This is a genomic window from Myxococcus hansupus (assembly GCF_000280925.3).
GTDB lineage: Bacteria > Myxococcota > Myxococcia > Myxococcales > Myxococcaceae > Myxococcus > Myxococcus hansupus.
The window spans coordinates 486,575-504,515 of the sequence record NZ_CP012109.1; the positions used below are offsets into that span (position 1 = coordinate 486,575).

Below are 17,941 nucleotides of genomic sequence, written 5' to 3' on the forward strand. Positions count from 1 at the left end.
CGCGAGCCCGTGCCCGTCGCCGGATGGACCGTTGAGAAGCCCGTCGTACGCGGCATGGATGCCGCGCGAGCCTGTGCCCGGATGGACCGTTATGCGGCCCGCCGCAGAGGGCGCCGTGGCCTCCGCGCGAGGCCGTTCCCGTTGCGCCGGAAGTGGCAGGGAGGTGCGAGCCGCCCCGGTCAGGAAGGGGCAGACACGGTGAGGGCGACTGACCGCGGTGGGTACGAGCCGCCCCGAACTAGAAGGGGGGATCTGAGATGTGGGGCGACCCGCGCCCTGTGAAATTCACAGGGTGAATCCATGGATACACGAGGAGTGTATCCCTTGCAACACTGGTCCAAAATTACTCCAGAGTGGAATCGAAGCCGAGGCCCGGGCCCGCGGTGTCGGGCATCGAGCAACCCCTGTCCGCGTCTCTCACCACTCAACACCCGATGGGACGCGAGGCTCGCCGCGCGGCGGTGGCTTCGTAAAGAGGGCGCATGAACCTGCTCTCTCGACTCTTCTTCAGCGCGGTGGCCATGGTGTTCCTGGTGGACTGCGCGCACCGCGCGCCCTCGGCCTCGCCGGAGCCCTCCGTGCCCGCGCCGGCGCTGCCGCCTCCGGACCCCAGCTTCGATGTGAAGCGCTACAGCCACGTCATCGGCTGGCCGGAAGGCACGCAGCCCCGGGCGCCCGAAGGCTTCGAGGTGACGCGGTACGCGGACGGGTTCAGCAACCCTCGGTGGACGTACGTGCTGCCCAACGGGGACGTGCTGGTGGCGGAAGCCGCCTCCCTGTTCAAGAACGACGAGGACCGCGAGAAGGCCCTCCAGACGGGCAAGGCGCGCTCGCAGAACATCGGCACCAGCGCCAACCGCATCACCTTGCTCCGCGACGCGGACGGCGACGGCCGCCCCGAGGTGCGCGAGGTCTTCCTGGAGGGGCTGAACCAGCCGCTGGGCATGGCGCTCCTGGGCGACCAGCTCTACGTGGCGAACACGGATGGCGTCTGGCGCTTCCCCTACGAGACGGGCGCGACGGTGCTGCGCGCGCAGGGGCAGAAGGTGCTCGACCTGCCCGCGGGGGGCTACAACAACCACTGGACGCGCAACCTGCTGGCGAACGCGGAGGGCTCGAAGCTCTACGTGTCCGTGGGCTCGGCGAGCAACAACGCCGAATACGGCCTGAAGGAAGAGGAGCGGCGCGCGAACATCCTCGAAATCAACCCGGACGGCAGCGGCGAGCGCATCTTCGCCAGCGGCCTGCGCAACCCGGTGGGCATGGCCTGGGCGCCGGGCACGGGCGCGCTGTGGACGGTGGTCAACGAGCGCGACAACCTGGGCGAGGACCTGGTGCCGGACTACCTCACGCACGTGGTGGACGGCGCCTTCTATGGCTGGCCCTACGCCTACTTCGGGGCGAATGAGGACCCGCGCATGGCCGGTCAGCGGCCGGACCTGGTGCGCAAGACGCGCGTGCCGGACGTGGAGCTGGGCTCGCACACGGCCTCGCTCGGGCTTGCGTTCTACGAAGGCCAGGCGTTCCCGAGCCGGTACCACGGCGGTGCCTTCATCGGGCAGCACGGCTCGTGGAACCGGAAGGTGCTGTCTGGCTACAAGGTCGTCTTCGTGCCGTTCAAGGACGGGCGGCCCAGCGGCCCGCAGGAGGACTTCCTCACGGGCTTCATCGCCGATGAGCCCTCCGCGCAGGTCCATGGCCGGCCGGTGGGCATCACCGTCCTGCCGGATGGCTCGCTGCTCGTCGCCGACGACTCCAGCAACACGCTGTGGCGCGTGGCCGCGAAGCGCTGAGGCCGCTCAGGGCGTGTTGGGGTCCGCGCCAATGCCCTTGAAGGGGTTGAACGTGTACGTCGTGGAGAACTGCGACGACGGACTGAAGTAGTGGGCGGCGAGCTTCGCCGGGTCGGTGGCGATTTCGCCCCGGTAGCTGGGACCGTCGTCATGGTCGTCCCAGCCCCACGGCGCGTTGGCGGCGTTCGTGGTGCAGTTGCCCGCGACGAGGCCACAGCCGCCGCTCGTGTCGCCCCGGAAGGTGCCCCAGGAGGAGAACAGGGAGGAGAGCTCCCTGCGCGGCCACAGCCCCTCCACGCCGTAGATGTCGAGCAGCTTGTAGCGCACGTCGTGGTCCGAGGCGGACGAGGGCTGCTCGGCGAGCGTGAGGGATGGGAAGTACTTCAATCCGTCGCCGACGATGTCGTACGCGGGCCACGCCTTGAGGCCATGGCCCTTGGCCTCCTGGGCGGTGATGGGGTGGAGCTGCCCCTCGAAGGAGGCCATCGACAGCGTGCCGTCAATCGACTCCGCGCCGGAGCGGAGCGGACTGCCCGCGGGGACGTAGGAGAAGAAGTCCCGGTGCGCCACCGTCACCGCGCCGACCAGGGCCCCGTATTCGCTGCCGTCGCGCTGGACGATGAGCAGCACGCCCTCGCTGTCGTTCTCGTGCTCCTTCTCGAAGATGTTGTCGGACCAGTCGCGCGGGTGGAAGAAGGTGTAGACGAGGTACCAGTGCGAGGGCGTCTCCACCACCGAGTGGTACGCGTGCGCGCTGAGCACCCGCGAGCCGGTGTTGTCCCAGTTGTTGGTGCCCACCCAGTCCCCGTCGAAGTCCACGCGGGTGATGAAGTCGGAGCGGCCACCGAGCGCGTGCGCGCCCGTCACGTCCACGTCCTGATAGTGGATGGGCGCCCACCGCTTCGCCAACGCCGCGCGCGCCGCCGCCGAGCCGACGCCCTGGAGCAGCGCGCGCTGGGCCTCGCCGAAGGGGTCATCCTCCGAGGCGCCTTCACCACACGCGGAGCAGAGTGCCAGGGACAGGGCGGCGGCCGTGGACCTCAGGACGCCGGGAGCACGACGAATCGGTGAGGCCATGCGGTTCCTGCCTTTCGGGGGACGGGAACCGGATGGTGCCTGTGTCTGGCGTTGCGTCTAGTTTTGCGTGTCTGGTTTGGAGTTCACGGCGCCAGCGTGGGGAGGCACGGCGTCTGGCCACCCGACTCCGCGTAGGCGCGCACCCGTCCGACGAGGTGTCCGTCATCCGTCTCCGGCGTCGTCTGCCGCCCCTCGCCCGCGCCGAAGGAGAAGCCCAGCGAGTGCGCCGCGGCCAGCTCCGCCGTGTGCGAGAAGAAGTAGTCCGCGCGGTTGTCCCGCCAGCGCTGATTCACGTTGGGCAGGGCCATGTGGCCCACGGGCAACTGCCACCACAGGTTCGGCCGGTTCAGTTGCTCCGAGAGGGCCCGGGCCCAGGCGAACGCCTGATGGAAGTTCGGCCGGGTGGCGTTGGTGGTGTCCCACCACACGCCTTCACCCTGGGACTCGTAGAAGCCCGCGTCGCGGTCGGAGGCCTCCACCACCACGAAGTCCGTCTCATTCGCGCCCACCTGCAGGAGGAAGTCGGCCACCTTGCGCGCCTCGCCCGCGATGTCGAAGGAGGCGCTCGTGTTGAGGTACACGTCGTAGCGCGTCGCCCAGGGGCTGGCGTGCAGGCCCACCTTCGCGTTGGGCGCGTACTTGCGGGCCATGGCAATCATGCAGCGTCCCAGGCCCGCGGCGTTGTTCTCCATGCCGCCGCAGTCGGTGGCGTTGGCGCTGGCCACCTGCGCGGGCAGGCTGCTCGCGGTGCCGTGGTAGAACTGGATGTAGCCCCACAGGTCCGGCTCGATGTGGAGGAGCGCCTGCGCGTCGCCCACCTGCTGCAACACGAAGCGCCAGTCCGCCAGATAGCGCCGCATGAAGGCCAGCTCGTTGAGCGCGCCGAGCTGCTGTTCGCCCTCCGCGCGTCCGCTGCCCAGGAGCTGCTGGTAGTAGGTGATGAGCGGAATCTGCGCGGGCTGGCGTCCCTGGGCCCGCGATACGAAGCCGCGCACGTAGTCGCCGGGGGGCCGTGACGTGTCCTGCCAGCAACCCCACCACGCACACGCCCCGCCCTGACACGAAGTCCCCGACGCGCTGCACCCCGAGTTGCAGGACGTGCAGGCGTTGTTCGAGTCGAAGAGGCCGCCCGCGATGTAGAGGTAATGGATGTCGAACGGCGCGCGGGCCGCGGTGCCGTCCTGCATCTGCGCGCCCACGAGCAGCCGGTTCTTGCCCAGCGACGTCAGGATGGGCCCCGGGAGACATTCGCCGGGCTCCACCACGCCGCCGCCACCGTCCGGCTGTTGCGTGCCCGCGTCGCCCGAGGGCCGCTGGCCGTCATCGTCCGAGCTGGAACAGCCCGCCACCAGCAGCAGGCCCAACGTCAGGGAAAGGAGTCGCCTCGGCCTCTTGATCGCGTGGATGTTCTTCATGACCCGCACGCTACTCTCGCGGCCACGCACCGTCTGTGTGGGCCATGCGACGAATGCTCGTGGGCATAATAATCCGCTAATCATTTAAAATGAGAAATCCTTGAATGATGTTTCACGCGGCTGGAGCCTCGGGCTCCCCCTGGCCGCGTCCGCGCGGCCCATCCCCCGAGGTCGCGATGAAGACGCGATTGTGGTTGTTGCTGGTGCCCGCACTGGTCGCAGTGGGCTGTGGTCCCATTGACGCGCAGGAAGAGCCTGTCATTGACGAGCTGACGGGCCAGGTGCTGCTGGAGGCCACGACGAAGTACGACATGCACCGGCTGCTCGAGGACGCCGACATCACCGGTGGCCAGTGGATTACGACCGCGCAGGTGCAGGCCTTCCTCCAGCAGAACCGCTCGTTCCTGGCGAACTACCGGGACCCGGCGTTCAGCAACAAGACGGCCGCCGCGCTCATCGTCGAGCGCTCCAAGGCGTTTGGCATCAGCCCGCTGTACATGCTGGCCCGCATCCAGGTGGAGTCCAGCCTCATCCAGAGCGGAACCTCCAACAACCTGGCGAAGGCCACCGGCTGTGGCTGTCCGGACACCAGCGGCTGTGACGCGCAATACGTGGGCTTCGGCAAGCAGATTGACTGCTCCGCCAAGAAGCTGCGCGGCTACCTGACGGACCTGGACGCGGGGCGGCCCACCATCTCCGGCTGGCGCGTGGGCGTGCTGAAGTCCACGTCGGACCCGTGCTCGGTGCGGCCCGCGAACAAGGCGACGGCGGCGCTCTACACGTATACGCCGTGGGTGGGCGCGTATGCCCTCCAGTGCGGCCGGACCACGGTGGGTGGCTCGTCGTTGGTGTCCGTCGTCTTCCACCGCTATGAATCGGCCTACGCCTGGGGCTCCGCCTCCGGCTGCTTCTCCGAGACGGCCGGCCGGGACGTCCCCGAGCTGGGCTGCGTGCAGAGCTCGTCGGATGCCGTCTGGAGGCAGTGCCAGTCCGGCGCCTTCACGTCGGGCACCGCCACGCAGCCCACGAACTGCACCGTGTCCTATGGGTGGTGCTCGTCGGCCACGCTGGGCCGCTCGGTGCCGCCGCGCACCTGCGTGCAGTCCACCGGGGACCGGCAGTGGCACCAGTGCGGCGCCAGCAGCGCGTGGCTGAGCGCGCCGTCCGCGCCCACCTCCGGCGCGGGCCCCGCGGGCTCCTGCTTCGCGATGTACGGCCTCTGATTCCAGCCGCGGCGGCTCCCGTCTCCAAGGACGGGAGCCCGCTGTGTCGCCGCGGACACGGGCCTCAGTACTGGTTGGTCCAGATGAGGTCCAGGCCGCCCGAGCGCGCGTCGCCGTACTGGCCCTCCAGGCTCCAGCGCGTGCCGAGCTGATACTCGAAGCGCACCGCGTTGGCGTTCTCGCCCTGCTGGAGGTTGGCGCCCACCCGGCCGGTGTAGCCGACGTAGATTTTGTCCGTCACGTACGTGCCGACCTCCAGCTTGGTGCCCGCGATGCCGGAGTCACCGGCCTCGATGGAGACCACGTCCAAGGGCAGCTTCGCCGCCAGGGCCTTGCGGGCCTCGTTGGCGACCAGCGAGCCCACCACGGACGCGGCCTGGGCGCTGGCGTTCATGGACGCGCCGGAGCCGCGCTCCAGCGTGCGCCGGCCGGTGGCCAGCAACGTGTAGATTTCCGACTCCGGCAGCGGCGGGTCACTGGTGGGCTTGAGCGTGATTTCACGCCCCTGGCCCCGGATGGTGACGAAGACGGTGACCTTGGCGTTGTCGTTGCGGTGCTCGGCGGTGACGTTGATGTACGGCGTCGCCGGCGGGCCCGTGAAGCGCACCTGGCTGTCGCGCTGGATGTCGAAGCGGCGGCCGAGCACGTCCACGCGCCCGCGCAGCACGCGCACCTCGCCGAACAGGCGCGCCACGTCCGTGTATTCGACGCGGAAGTCCTCGGACAGCCCCAGCTCCGCGTTGATGTCCGAGCCCTTCACCCAGAGGTTGCGCGGCGCATTCACGTTCATCCAGACGACCATGGGCCGCGACGTGGGCTCCTCGGTCTCCGCCTCCGCGCCCGCTGCCCCCTCCACGGGAGGCCCGCCGCCCCCTTGCGCGGTGCCGGGCGCGGCCGTGGGAGGCGTCTGGGCCTCCTTGCGCTTCTTGCGGTCCAGCGGCTCGCCGTTGCGCACGAGCACCACGTCGCCAGGGCGCTCCAGCGGCTGCAGGTCCTTGCGCTTGGCCTCCGGCAACTCGATGGTGGCCTCGGGGATGGCGACGTTGCGCAGGTTGATGAGGCGCGGGGACACCGTGCCCTCCACCTTGCCGCGCAGGCTCACCAGCGCCATGAGCTGGTCGTCGACGATGATGGGGAAGTTGCGCATCACCAGCGGCGGGTCGGAGGTGCCCGGGCTCGACACGTCGTATTCGCCGCGCACGTTGCGCACCGCGGTCAACGGCGAGTTGAGGTCCAGCCGGCCGTTGCCGGCCTTCGCCGACAGCGTGGTGATGGCCAGGGACTCCCGGCTGGCCTTCAGGGCGAGCTGGATGTCGCGGTACTCGCCCATGCCCATCACCCCCAGCTTGCCGTCCTTCCACTCCAGGCTTCCGTTGAAGGTGGGCTTGCCCAGGGTCCCCGCAAGGCTGGCGTCCGCCTGGAGGATGCCGCCGATGCTGCGCAGCATCTCCACCGTGCCGGACAGGAAGGCCGGGTTGAAGTCGCGGGCCTTGAGCGCCACCTCCACCGGCGCGTTGTCCGTCTTGAGGCCCCGGGTGATGGCGGGCAGCGACACGTCCAGGCCCAGGCCACCGTTCACCAGCATGGTGCCGCCGCCGGGCTCGGTGAAGAGCAGGTCGAAGCGGGAGCGGGTGTTCTTGTACGCGTAGTTCAGCCGCACCTGGCCCAGGCCCGTGTTGCCCATGCCCAGGCCCTGCACGCCCGCGGTGAGCTCCAGTTGCGGCGTGTCCAGCGTGCCCCGGGCGCCCAGCTCCATGGCGAGGACGCCCTGGATGCCCTTGGACCGGCCGCCTTCCGGAGGCGGAGCACCCTGCGCCACGGCGGTGGGCGGCGTGGCCAGGCCAGGCAGCTCCTGGAGCGGCACCGGGCCCACGCGGCCCACGATGTCGAACGGGATGTGGCCGTACACCTCGCGGTCCTGGAGCGCGCCCAGCGGGGCGTCCAGCTTCGCCGTCAGTTGGGCCAGCGGGCCGTCCTGGCGCTGCGCGGCCAGGGTCAGCTTCACGTCGCGCTCGTTGCCCACGACGCTGAGCTGGCCGTTCATGGGCGGCAGCCCGTTGGCCGTCACCGCGTCCGCCTTCAGTCGCAGCGTCGCTTGCGGCACCAGCACGGAGCCCTCGAAGTCGAGCTGCGCCGACACGGTGCCGCCCGGCTGCTGCACGCCGCTCATGCCTTGCAGCAGCGTGAGGGGCAGCTCCGTCACGCGGGCCTCCACGCCGAGCGTCGTCGAGAAGATTTCGTCGGGCGTGGGCGGCTTCGTGATGAGCCCGCCCAGCGTGAAGGGCGTGCGCACGGCCACGTAGGTCTGCGGGCTGAGGCCCTGCACGTCCAGGCGCGCGGACAGCTTCTGGTCCTCGCGGTGGGAGGCGGCGCGCAGCTCGAAGTCCAGCGGCTTCGGGAGCGAGAAGCCCGGAGGGGGCACCTGGTAGCGCACGTCCCGGCCGCGCAGGGTGAAGTCCAGCAGGGGCTCGCGTGCGGAGCCCTCCACGGTCAACGTCCCCGACATCTGGCCGCTGGCGCTCTCGGGTTGCCCCGCGAGCTTCATCACCCCGGCCACGTCCAGCGACTCCAGATTCACCTTCAGGGACAGCGTGTCGCGGCGGCGCTTGAGGACGGCCTGCACCGGCACGTCGAACTCGGCGTCGAGCTTCGCCACGGGCAGCCCGGCCGTCAGCGTGCCGGTGGCGCGGTCCTTCACGTAGCGCGCCTTCAGCTCCGTCTGGAGCCCTTCGTAGCCTTGCGCGCGGCCATCCTCCAACCGGAGGTCGACCTCCGCGGCGGGGCGGGCCATCGTCCCGCTGGCGGCGGCGTAACCCGTCAGCGTGCCGCCCAGACCCAGCGACTCAGGGACGAAGGCGGCCGGCAGCCGGGACAAGTCGAAGGCGCCCAGCTCCACGCGCGCCGCGATGCGCTGGCCGCGCATCGAGCCTTGCAGCGACAGCGTCTGGCCCTCCGACGCGAGCACCAGCGGCGGGGCCACCTCGACGTTGCCTCCACCGAAGCCCACGTGGGTGGGCTTCTGGAGCGTCCAGGTGGCCTCGGGCCAGAACAGCGCCAGCTCCCGGATGCCCAGGCCCTGGCCGTTCTTGTCCACCTGGCCCTTCATCGTGAGGCCAAGCTCGGCGTCGCCCTGCACGCGCACGCTGGCGCTCAGGTCGCGCTCCTGCGTGGCCAGCGTGACGGCGACATCCCGCAGGTCGCGTCCGCTCGCGCGCAGGCGGGACACCACCAGCGTGACGTTGGAGGTGAGCGGCTGCGTGGCGTTGGGCATCTCCAGCTTCAACGCGAGGTCCTGCGCCACCACGTCGCCATAGCGAAGCGCGGGGAAGCCGCCGTCGACCTTCACGGCGGGCGTGCGCAGCGGACCCTTCACGGAGAAGTCCAGCGTGCCGTTGCCCGCCATGGGCGCCACCGTGCCCGGCATCAGCTTGGCCAGCATCTGCGACAGCAGGGCGAGGTTGCCCGTGGTGAGCCCACCGGTCAGTTGGATGGACTCGGCCGTGCCGTGCCCCTTGGCCTGCAACGCCACGCCGGGGGCGAGCATGCGCAGCCGCATCAACGAATAGCGGCCTTCCTTCGCGCTGGCCTCCAGCTCCACCGGCCCCAGCGGCTGTCCCAGGTACTCGGAAGGGGAGACGGTGAGCTTCACCTCGCCCTCGGCGGACTCCAGGCTGGTGCCTCCGCCCTTGGCGTCCAGGTCCGCGGAGATGCGCGTCTTGGGGCCCTGGGCCATCAGCTCCGACAGGTCCACGTTCCGGGCCTTCACGGCGAGCCCGTCGGTCATCATCCGCTCCAGGTCCAGGCCGCCCTTCACGGACAACGTGGCGCTGGCCGCCTTCGCGGAGACGTCCACCTGGGCCGCGTCGCCGTCCAGTCCGGCGGTGCCCTCGGCGGACACCGGCACCAGGAGCGGCCAGGTGGGGACGAAGGCCTTCAGCAGCTCCGGCGGCGCCGTCAGCCGGCGCAGCTCCAGCGAGGCCTTCAAATCACCCGGCGGCGTGCCCGGAGGCGTCTCGGGCGGAAGCTGCGCGCTGCCGCTCGCGTCCAGCAGCAGGCCGGCGAGCGCCATGCCCACGTCACCCTGGAAGGCGTTCTCCTCGCCGCTGGCCTTCAGGTTCAGCTTCACCGGGCCGGGCACCGGCCGCGTGAGCTGGGCGGTGGCCTCCAGGTTCGCGCCCACGCCCACCGTCGCCGCGGCGAAGCGCGCCGAGCCCCGGGCGTCCAGGTCCTCCAACCGGACCTGCCGCTCGCCGCCCTCGGGCAGCTCCTGCCGGAAGTCGACATAGCCGTCCTCGAGGACCAGCTCGCGCAGGTCCAACACCAGCGAGCCGCGCCCCGACGGCGGCTTCTCCGGGCTGGGCGTGCGGGGCTCCAGCGCGCGGGTGAGGTTGAGCCCGCGCTCATCCTGCGCCAGGTACAGGCGCGGCCGTTCGATGCGCGCGGAGGGAAGGTCCACGTGCTGACGCACCAGCCCCGCCAGCCGCGCGCGCACGTCCACCCGGGCGATCTCCGCCACCAGCTCGCCTTCGGGGTCGTACAGCTTGATGTCCTCCAGGATGACGCCGCTCAGGGACAGGTCCAGGCGCCCCAGCTCCAGGCGGCCGGAGAACTGCTCGTTGGCGAGCGCCAGGCCCTTCTCGACGAGAAACGCCTCGCCGCGCGGCGTGGTGGCGAAGATGAGCGCGCCCACGACGACGAGCACGATGAGGCCCATCAGCCCCAGCAGGCTCCACAGCACGCGGCGGCCCCACCGCGCGCGGCGGCGGGGCGGAGGCGGCGAGGCGGTCGAGGTGGATTCCGTCAAAACGCCTCTCCAATCGACAGGTGCAGCGCGCACTGCCCGTCAGGCGCACCCGCGAAGGCGCCGCTGGGCGTGGTCGGGCCGGAGGGACGCCACCGGCTCCCAATGCCGAAACAGCCTCCCGCTTCGGGATAGATGTACCCCGGGGTGGATACGGGCAATCCCCCGCCGATGTTCAATCGACGGGCGATGTCCAGGCGGATGGGCCCCACCACTGTCAGGTAGCGCAGCCCCATGCCCACGGCGTGGTAGTGCTCGGGGCCAAAGAGCTTGGGCCGGTTCGCGCTGGCGAAGCTCTCCACGCCCACGAGGCCGGAGTCATAGAAGGCCGCCACCATCACGCTCTCGGAGACCTGGTAGCGCATCTCGATGGAGGTCTCGAAGAGGCTGTTGCCACCCACGGGCACGGTGTTCCATTCCTGGTCCTGGATGGGGTCCGGAATCCCGTCACCGTCCCGATCCTCCCCCGTGCGCTGCAGGGCCGCCATGGGGGACAGGCGCTGGCTGTTGAAGCCGCGCATGAAGGTGCCACCGCCGGAGAAGAAGCGGGTGACGATGGAGCTCTGCCCGTCCGCGGGGTTCAGCGTGCCCGCCCGGACCTTCGCGGCCAGGATGAAGCGCTTGTCCGCGCCGAAGGAGCGGTAGGCGCGCAGGTCGGGCAGCAGGCGGATGTAGTTGAAATCGCCCCGCAGGAGCTTGCCGCCGCCCTTCTGGATGGAGAAGGAGACGTAGTAGCCGTCGCGCGGCTCGATGACGTCGTCGCGGCGGTCCCAGGTGAAGGCCAGCTCCAGGAAGCTGAGCGCCGTGTTGCACTGCTCCTGGCCCGCGCCGCAGCCCAGGACGATGGGCGGCACGCGGGCGTCGGCGCTGACGCGGCCGGTGAGCCGGTACACCTGGAGGTTGTACGAGGGGAAGATGGAGAAGTCGGGGTGCGGCTGCCAGATGACACCCGTCTGGAGCCTGCCGCCCCAGAAGTCATAGGCCTGCTCCAGGCCCTTCTCCACCGTGAGCGAGTTCTGCGCCCGCAAGTCCCGGAAGAGGAAGCGGGGCTGCTCGTATTCGGCGGTGACGTCGAAGACGGGCCCGTCCTTGTTCCAGTTGAGGACGTTGGGGATGAAGGCGTAGCCCAGCCGGCCTCGGACGGTGAAGCGGCGCAGGCCGCCGCCGAAGTTGCGGTGCGTCCACTCGCCCACCACGCGCGCTTCCTGCCGGGCCGCGTCCACGCCCAGACCGCCGCCCAGCCGCACCGAGCGGAAGGGCGCCTCGCGCACGTCCACCACCACCGGCACCGTGCCCGTCTCGCGGTCCGGCGCGCCGCGGTTCACCTTCACCGCGCCGAACACGCCCATGCGGAAGACGCGCGCCTGGGCGTTGGCCAGCGCCGTCTCGCTGTACCAGTCCCCCTTCTTCAGCGCGCCCGTCACCTGTTCGATGATGCGGCGCGGGGGCACCTGCGGGTTGGCGTCGGTGGCGACGAAGGTGTTGCCGAAGCGGTAGCGGATGCCGGGCCGGGTGTTGAGCCGCACGTTGGCCTTGCGGGTGTCCACGTCCACCTGCACCTCGCCGTCGACCTCCGCCTCGGCATAGGCCAGCTCGCGCAGCCGCTCCTGGACCCGCGTCTTCGTCTCCTCCCAGGCGTCTTCCTTGAAGATGTCGCCTTCGCGCAGGGGCAGGTCGTCCAGCACGTACTTGCGGTGCTCCTCGCGCACCTCCTCCGGCAGGGTGTCCAGGCCCGTCACCTGGACTTCGCCAATGTGGGTGGGCTCGCCCTCCTGCACCTGGATGTCGATGGCGACCTTGTCGTCGCCATCCGGCTTCACCTCGGCGTTGACCACCTGGGCCTGGTAGTAGCCCTGGGCCTGGTAGTACCGCTCGATGCGGCGCAGGTCCGCCTGCCACGCGTTGGCGTCGAAGTAGCTGGGACCTCCGAACGGCCAGAAGCCCCAGAAGGGCGTCGCGGTGGTGAGGATGCGGTCCTTGATGGCGCCTTCGCTCACCTGGTCCGTGCCCTGGATTTCCAGGTCGGTGACCTTGGGACCCGAAGGGGGCGGCGCATTGGTGGTGGCGCAGCCCGCGGTCAGCAGGAGCGCGACGGAAGTGGCGAGGCGGAGGTGTCTGAGAAGGGCGGCGGCCACGGGATGTTTCATAGCCGGAAGGCTCGGCGCCCCAACACTTCTTCTGCCCGAAGGTGCGCGGCAGTGTCGCATACCGGGTTCTCCGGCCCGCGCGCAGTGTCCGCTGTCCCGAAAGGAGCCTCGGCGAGGACGTGCAAGCCGGTCCCACCTGGCCCAAGATGGGGCCATGGCTCTGTCCCGCCGAATGAGAAGCTGGGTGTTCTCCGTGCTCGCGGTCTACATGTCCTCGTGTGGCGTGTCCGAGGACGAGGCGGTGCGCCTCCGGGAGGGCGAGAGCTTCTCCGACGCGCCCTACTGCGGCTCGTTCGGCTGTGTGAATCCGTACCAGTTCTGCACGGAAATCTTCCTGGAGTTCGGCCGCTCGCCGCCCATCTGCGTCTTCGACGATGTCTGCGAGCGGCTGGAGTGCGCCAACTCCAACCGGACCTGTGCCCTGTTCGACGGTTTCCCGGCCCAGGTGAAGTGCATCGACTGAGCGGCCGCCGGCCGCCGCGTTCAACCGGGAACAATGGGGTTCCCGGGAGCGGCGGCCGACGCGGACTTCAGCGCCGCGCGGAGGCGGTGAGCCAGGCCAGCCGCTCGGCGGCCTCCCGCGTGCGCGCGTCGGTGAGCAGGTCGCTCACGTTCTGCTCGATGCGGTAGGCCCAGTTGGAGTCGCTCATGGAGCCGGGCAGGTTGATGCGGTCCCGGGTGCCGAGCACGTCCTGCCAGGGCAGCACGCACAAATCGCTGGCGGCGTTGAGCGCCGAGGCGAGCATGGCCCGGTGGACGTCGGGGCTGAACTCGCGGGAGATGTGCACGCCGTGCAGCTCCGGCCACGAGCGGGCCGCGGCGTGGCGCTCGTGGTCGCCCGCGCCCTCCCACCACTCGGCCACGGTGTCCGTGTCATGGGTGCCTGTGGTCACCAGCGACACCGTGGGGAACTGGCGCGGGTCGCGGTAGCTGTTGTCGTCGCGCTCCCAGCGCATCACCCGGTAGCCGGGCAGCTTCAGGTCCGCGAGGATGTGCCGCACGAAGGGCGGAATCACGCCCAGGTCCTCGGCGACGATGCCCGCGCCCTCGGAGAGGAGGCGGAACGTCTTCTCTCCGAAGTAGCGGTGGCTGGCCTCGTCCTGGGGGATGAAGCGCCCGGTGGGCGTCTGCTCGTCGCGAATCCACTGGCGGAAGTAGCCCACCGCGTGGTCCACGCGGCGCAAGTCGTAGTAGCTGGCCGCCTTCTTCGCGCGCGTCTTCAGCCACGCGAAGTCGTCCTTCTCCATGGCCGCGAAGTCGAAGTAGGGCAGGCCCCAGTCCTGGCCCGTGGCGGAGAAGTCATCCGGCGGCACGCCCAGGCGGGCGTCGCGGCGCAGGATGTCCGGGTGCGCCCAGACGTCCGCGCTGTCCTGGCCGATGATGAAGGGCTCGTCGCCGCACAGGAGCACGTCGTTCGCGCGCGCCTGGGTCCGCGCCTCGTTCCACTGCTGTTCGGCCACCCACTGGAGCCACGCGTGGTAGCGCACGCGCCGCTCCAGCTCCCGGGACTTGGCGGCCAGGGCCTCGGGCTGGCGGGTGCGCAGCCCCTGGGGCCACTCCCACCACGCGCGGCGGTCCTCCTGCTCGCTGATGGCGGTGAACAGGGCGTAGCTCTCCAGCCACTCGCCCTGGGCCTCGCGCCACTGCTGGAAGGCCTTGGCGCGCTCGGACTGGGGCGCCCAGTGCTGTTTCTCGAAGACGTCGAAGGCGCGCGCGAAGGCGGCGTCCTTGAGGGGGAACACCAGGTCGTAGCGCACGCGCGGGGCGCCGCGGGCCTCCGCGAGCTGGGCGCGCTGCGTGTCCGACAGGGCCGCCTCTCCGCCCGAGGCCGCGAACTCCGGCAGCTTCTGCAGGTCGATGAAGAGGGGGTTGAGGCCAAAGGCCGAGCGCGTGGCGTACGGGCTCGAATCCCCCGGCGCCGTGGGCAGCAGCGGCAGCACCATCAGCATCCGCTGGCGGGCGGCCTTCATCCAGGTGAAGAGGCCCTCCATGGCGCCGAAGTCGCCAATGCCAAAATCAGTCTGCGAGCGGAGGGAGAAGAGCGGGAGCAGGAGACCGGAGAGCCGGCCGGGCGTGGACATGGTGCGATGCAATCTGCACCAGCCCCGCGCGCCAGGGAACTGCCGTTATCATCGCTGCGTGAACTGGTTGCCGGAGTCCTTCTACGCCCGTCCCGCGCTGGTGGTGGCTCGCGAACTGCTCGGCACCCTGCTGGTGGTGGAAGAGGCCGGGCGGCGCCGGGTGGGCCGCATCGTCGAGACGGAGGCCTATATCGGTGAGCACGACCTGGCGTGCCACGCGGCCAAGGGACTGACGCCGCGCACCGAGGTCATGTTCGGCCCGGCCGGGGTGGCGTACGTCTATCTGATTTATGGCATGCACCACTGTTTCAACGTGGTGACGGATGCCACGGGGGTGGGGGCGGCGGTGCTGGTCCGGGCCCTGGAGCCGCTGGAGGGGCTGCCGCCCGGGACGCGCACGGACGGGCCCGGGCGCCTGTGCAAGGCCCTGGGGCTGACGCGGGAGCACAACCGGCGGGGGCTCTGCTCGCCGGCGCTTCACTTGCGACCCGGGACGCCCGTTCCCGAGTCAGCCGTGTCCCGGGGGCCCCGGATTGGGGTGGATTACGCCGGTCCGTGGGCCGCCGAACCCTTCCGCCTGTGGGTCCGGGACAGTCAACACGTCAGCAAGGGGCCGTCCCCCGGGCGCCGCAAGCCCGCTTGACGCCGGGCTTTCTGGCTGGTTGGGTGCGCCCCGCCATGTCCGACGAGGCCGTCAGGGAAGAGGACCGTCAGCTCCTCGCCCGCGCACAGGATGGGGATGTTTCCGCCTTCGAGGCCCTGGTGGATGCCCACCGGGACAAGGTGTACGGCCTGGCGCTCCGAATGACGCGTTCGGAGGCCGATGCGGCCGAAATCACCCAGGACACCTTCCTGTCCGCCTACCAACATCTGAGGGATTTCCGGGGGGACGCGGCCTTCGGGTCCTGGGTCCACCGCATCGCGGCCAACCATGCGCTCATGCGCCTGCGCCACCGCCGCGTGGCCCAGGCAGCCGAGCAGGAGCTCCAGGGCCCGGAGTTTACCGAGCGAGGCTCCCTGGCGGAGTACCCCCAGACGGATTGGAGCCGGGACGCCGAGGAGAAGGCCCTGGACGCCGAGCTGGGGAGCGCCATCCAGCAGGCTTCGGACCGCCTGCCCGAGGGGTACCGGGAGGTGTTCCTCTTGAAAGACGTGGAGGGCCTCAGTTACGAACAGATTGCTGAGGTGACGGGGGATTCCATCCCCGCCATCAAGAGCCGGTTGCACCGCGCACGGCTCGCGCTCCGTGAAGCCATCGACGCTTTCTACAACCGGGACAGTCGCGAGCTGTGAAACGCGACAAAGCGCTCGGCATCATCGAAAGAGACGAGGGCGCGCCGCAGCCAGCCGAGGTTCGGATGTACAACTGCAAAGACTCCATCAACCTCCTGCTGGAATACCTCGACGGAGAGATGTCTCCAGAGGACGCACAGCATCTGCGTGAGCATCTGCGGGGGTGTAGCCCCTGTGTGGAGTTCCTGCGCACCTACCGAGCCACGCCGGGGCTCTGCAAGAAGGCCCTGGTGGCGAGGATGCCGAAGGAAGTCTCCGAGAAGCTCACCGAGTTCCTTCGTTCCAAAATCAAGTCCGCCTCGTGAACCTGAAGTCCCTTTCGCTTCCGGAGCTGGAGGCCGCGCTCGCGCCGCTCTCCCCGTCGCCCACCGCCATTCGCAAGGTGTTCGCGGCCGTGTTCGCCCACGGTCTGCAGAGCGTCGAGGACGTCGCCTCGGCCCGCCAGGTGCCGCGCCGGGTGGGAGACCACCTCCGGGCCCACGCGCAGATGCCGAAGCTGGAAATCGTCGAGCGCCGCCGCGCGGACGACGGCTTCGTGAAGTACCTCTTCGACTCCCCGCTGGGCGGGCGCATCGAGGCGGTCCGCATCCCCATCTTCGATGAGAAGTACGTCATCTGCGTCTCCAGCCAGGTGGGCTGTGCGCTGGCGTGCGACTTCTGCATGACGGGCAAGTTGGGCTTCAAAAGGAATCTGCAGACCTGGGAGATTCTGGACCAGGTGCTCCAGGTCCGGGCGGAGGCGGACCGGCCGGTGCGCGGCGTCGTCTTCATGGGGATGGGCGAGCCGCTCCTCAACTACAAGGAGACGCTGCGCGCGGCGGACATCCTGCGCCACCCGGCGGGCTTCTCCATCGCGGGGGAGTCCATCACCTTCTCCACCGCGGGCCACGTGCCGGCCATCCGCCGCTACGTGCGCGAGGGCCATCCGTACCGGCTCGCGTTCTCCGTGACGAGCGCCATCGCGGAGAAGCGCGCGAAGGTGCTGCCCATCGAGAAGACGCACCCGTTGCCGGAGCTCATCGCCGCCATCCGCGAGTACAGCGAGGTGCGGCGCGAGCGGGCGATGATCGCCTACGTCGCCATCAGCGGCTTCAACATGGGCCTAGAGGACGCCGAGGCGCTGAAGGCCGCGTTCGAGGGCATCCGCATCAAGGTGGACCTCATCGACGTGACGGACCCCACCGGGAAGTACCTGCCGCCCACGCCGGAGGAGCTGAGCGCGTTTCGCGACCACCTCCAGATTCTCAAGTCGCCGGTGGCGCGGCGGTACTCGGGCGGCAAGGAGATTGGCGCGGCGTGTGGAACGCTGGCGGCCACGCAGTACGGCGGCACGGTGATGCCCCGGCCTCCCGAGGCGCCGACTCCCTGACCTCCGGTTCGGGGCCCCTGTGAAGGCCCCGGGGATGTTCACCGGTGGCGGTGCCGGGCGGATGCCGCTTTCCCCTGGGCGACATCCGACTTAAATCCAACGCCGCATGGTGGAATACATCGACCAGCTCATCTCGGCCCTGGGGCCCCTGGGCCTGCTGGTGCTGGGGTTGGCGGCGATGTTGGAGTACGTCGTGCCGCCGTTCCCCGGGGACACCATCACCCTGCTGGGGGGCGTGTACGCGGTGCGCGGCTCGCAGCCGTGGGTGCTCGTGTTCCTCGTCGTCACGGTGGGCAGCGTGGTGGGCGCGGCCATCAACTACGCGGTGGGCCACTGGCTGGCGAAGCGCTTCGAGGCCCAGCCCGAGCGGAGCTTCTTGGGCATCACCCACGCGCGGCTGGAGCAGGTGCAGTCGCGGATGCGGGTGAACGGGCCGTGGCTGCTGCTGGTGAACCGTTTCCTGCCGGGCATTCGCGGGCTCATCTTCGTCGCCGCCGGGGCCTCGCGCATGCCGCGCTTCAACGCGCTGGCGCTGGGCGCGGTGTCGGCCATGGCACATACCGCGCTGGTGCTGGGGCTGGGGGCCATGGTGGGCGGCAACCTGGAGCGGCTGACGGTGCTCATGGCGCGCTACCAGTACGCGGTGGTGGGGCTTGTCGTCATCGCGGCGATTGGCGTGGGCATCCGGATGCTCGCTCGCCGCCGTGCCCCCGCGCCGGGGCCCTGAGTTCGTCGTAGGACG

At 70.1% G+C, this 17,941-nt stretch carries 13 protein-coding genes; 8 read left to right on the forward strand and 5 right to left on the reverse strand.

The annotated features are described in order from the left end of the window. The first annotated feature begins 482 nt into the window (after nucleotides 1-482). Nucleotides 483-1,793, forward strand: a complete 1,311-nt coding sequence (locus tag A176_RS02030; protein WP_002637044.1) for a PQQ-dependent sugar dehydrogenase — start codon at nucleotides 483-485, stop codon at nucleotides 1,791-1,793. Between the two features lie 6 nt (nucleotides 1,794-1,799). On the opposite strand, the gene A176_RS02035 is transcribed toward A176_RS02030, so the two are convergent. Together A176_RS02035 and A176_RS02040 are read right to left on the reverse strand one after the other, a co-directional pair. After that, nucleotides 1,800-2,870, reverse strand: coding sequence for a hypothetical protein (locus A176_RS02035; RefSeq protein WP_002637043.1), 1,071 nt, complete (start codon nucleotides 2,868-2,870; stop codon nucleotides 1,800-1,802). Between the two features lie 83 nt (nucleotides 2,871-2,953). Next, nucleotides 2,954-4,285 carry a hypothetical protein gene (locus A176_RS02040; protein ID WP_044889781.1) on the reverse strand — a complete coding sequence of 444 codons (1,332 nt, stop codon included), beginning with the start codon at nucleotides 4,283-4,285 and terminating at the stop codon, nucleotides 2,954-2,956. 176 nt (nucleotides 4,286-4,461) lie between these two features. Here A176_RS02040 and A176_RS02045 point away from each other — a divergent pair, with 176 nt between their 5' ends. Then, on the forward strand, nucleotides 4,462-5,508 hold the full coding sequence (locus A176_RS02045) for a hypothetical protein (RefSeq protein WP_021781168.1): 1,047 nt from the start codon (nucleotides 4,462-4,464) through the stop codon (nucleotides 5,506-5,508). A 64-nt stretch (nucleotides 5,509-5,572) separates the two neighbouring features. Here the strand turns inward: A176_RS02045 and A176_RS02050 are convergent, their stop codons facing one another. Together A176_RS02050 and A176_RS02055 are read right to left on the reverse strand one after the other, a co-directional pair. Further along, nucleotides 5,573-10,312 (reverse strand): translocation/assembly module TamB, encoded by a 4,740-nt coding sequence (locus A176_RS02050; RefSeq protein ID WP_002637040.1) that lies wholly within the window; start codon nucleotides 10,310-10,312, stop codon nucleotides 5,573-5,575. Then, on the reverse strand, nucleotides 10,309-12,456 hold the full coding sequence (locus A176_RS02055; protein ID WP_044889780.1) for a BamA/OMP85 family outer membrane protein: 2,148 nt from the start codon (nucleotides 12,454-12,456) through the stop codon (nucleotides 10,309-10,311). The genes A176_RS02050 and A176_RS02055 overlap by 4 nt, the downstream gene beginning before the upstream one ends. A gap of 154 nt (nucleotides 12,457-12,610) precedes the next feature. On the opposite strand from A176_RS02055, the gene A176_RS02060 reads away from it, so the two are divergent. Then, the gene (locus tag A176_RS02060) at nucleotides 12,611-12,919 is read left to right on the forward strand and encodes a hypothetical protein (protein WP_044889779.1); all 309 of its coding nucleotides are present in this window, start codon (nucleotides 12,611-12,613) and stop codon (nucleotides 12,917-12,919) included. A 67-nt stretch (nucleotides 12,920-12,986) separates the two neighbouring features. Here A176_RS02060 and A176_RS02065 read toward each other — a convergent pair whose 3' ends face one another. Beyond that, complete coding sequence (locus A176_RS02065; protein ID WP_002637037.1) at nucleotides 12,987-14,537, reverse strand: 4-alpha-glucanotransferase; 1,551 nt, start codon at nucleotides 14,535-14,537, stop codon at nucleotides 12,987-12,989. A gap of 58 nt (nucleotides 14,538-14,595) precedes the next feature. Between A176_RS02065 and A176_RS02070 the strand changes: the two genes are divergently transcribed. The 5 genes from A176_RS02070 (at nucleotide 14,596) to A176_RS02090 (ending at nucleotide 17,926) form a co-directional block, all read left to right on the forward strand. Beyond that, nucleotides 14,596-15,180 (forward strand): DNA-3-methyladenine glycosylase, encoded by a 585-nt coding sequence (locus tag A176_RS02070; RefSeq protein WP_002637036.1) that lies wholly within the window; start codon nucleotides 14,596-14,598, stop codon nucleotides 15,178-15,180. Nucleotides 15,181-15,215: 35 nt separating this feature from the next. Continuing rightward, on the forward strand, nucleotides 15,216-15,830 hold the full coding sequence (locus tag A176_RS02075) for an RNA polymerase sigma factor (RefSeq protein ID WP_002637035.1): 615 nt from the start codon (nucleotides 15,216-15,218) through the stop codon (nucleotides 15,828-15,830). Next, the gene (locus A176_RS02080) at nucleotides 15,827-16,135 is read left to right on the forward strand and encodes an anti-sigma factor family protein (RefSeq protein ID WP_021781167.1); all 309 of its coding nucleotides are present in this window, start codon (nucleotides 15,827-15,829) and stop codon (nucleotides 16,133-16,135) included. The genes A176_RS02075 and A176_RS02080 overlap by 4 nt, the downstream gene beginning before the upstream one ends. Continuing rightward, nucleotides 16,132-17,199: a radical SAM protein gene (locus A176_RS02085; RefSeq protein ID WP_002637033.1), complete on the forward strand. Its 1,068-nt coding sequence runs from the start codon at nucleotides 16,132-16,134 to the stop codon at nucleotides 17,197-17,199. The genes A176_RS02080 and A176_RS02085 overlap by 4 nt, the downstream gene beginning before the upstream one ends. A 106-nt stretch (nucleotides 17,200-17,305) precedes the next feature. Then, a complete protein-coding gene (locus A176_RS02090) occupies nucleotides 17,306-17,926 on the forward strand; it encodes a DedA family protein (protein WP_002637032.1) in 621 nt (206 codons plus the stop codon). The last annotated feature ends 15 nt before the right edge of the window (nucleotides 17,927-17,941 follow it).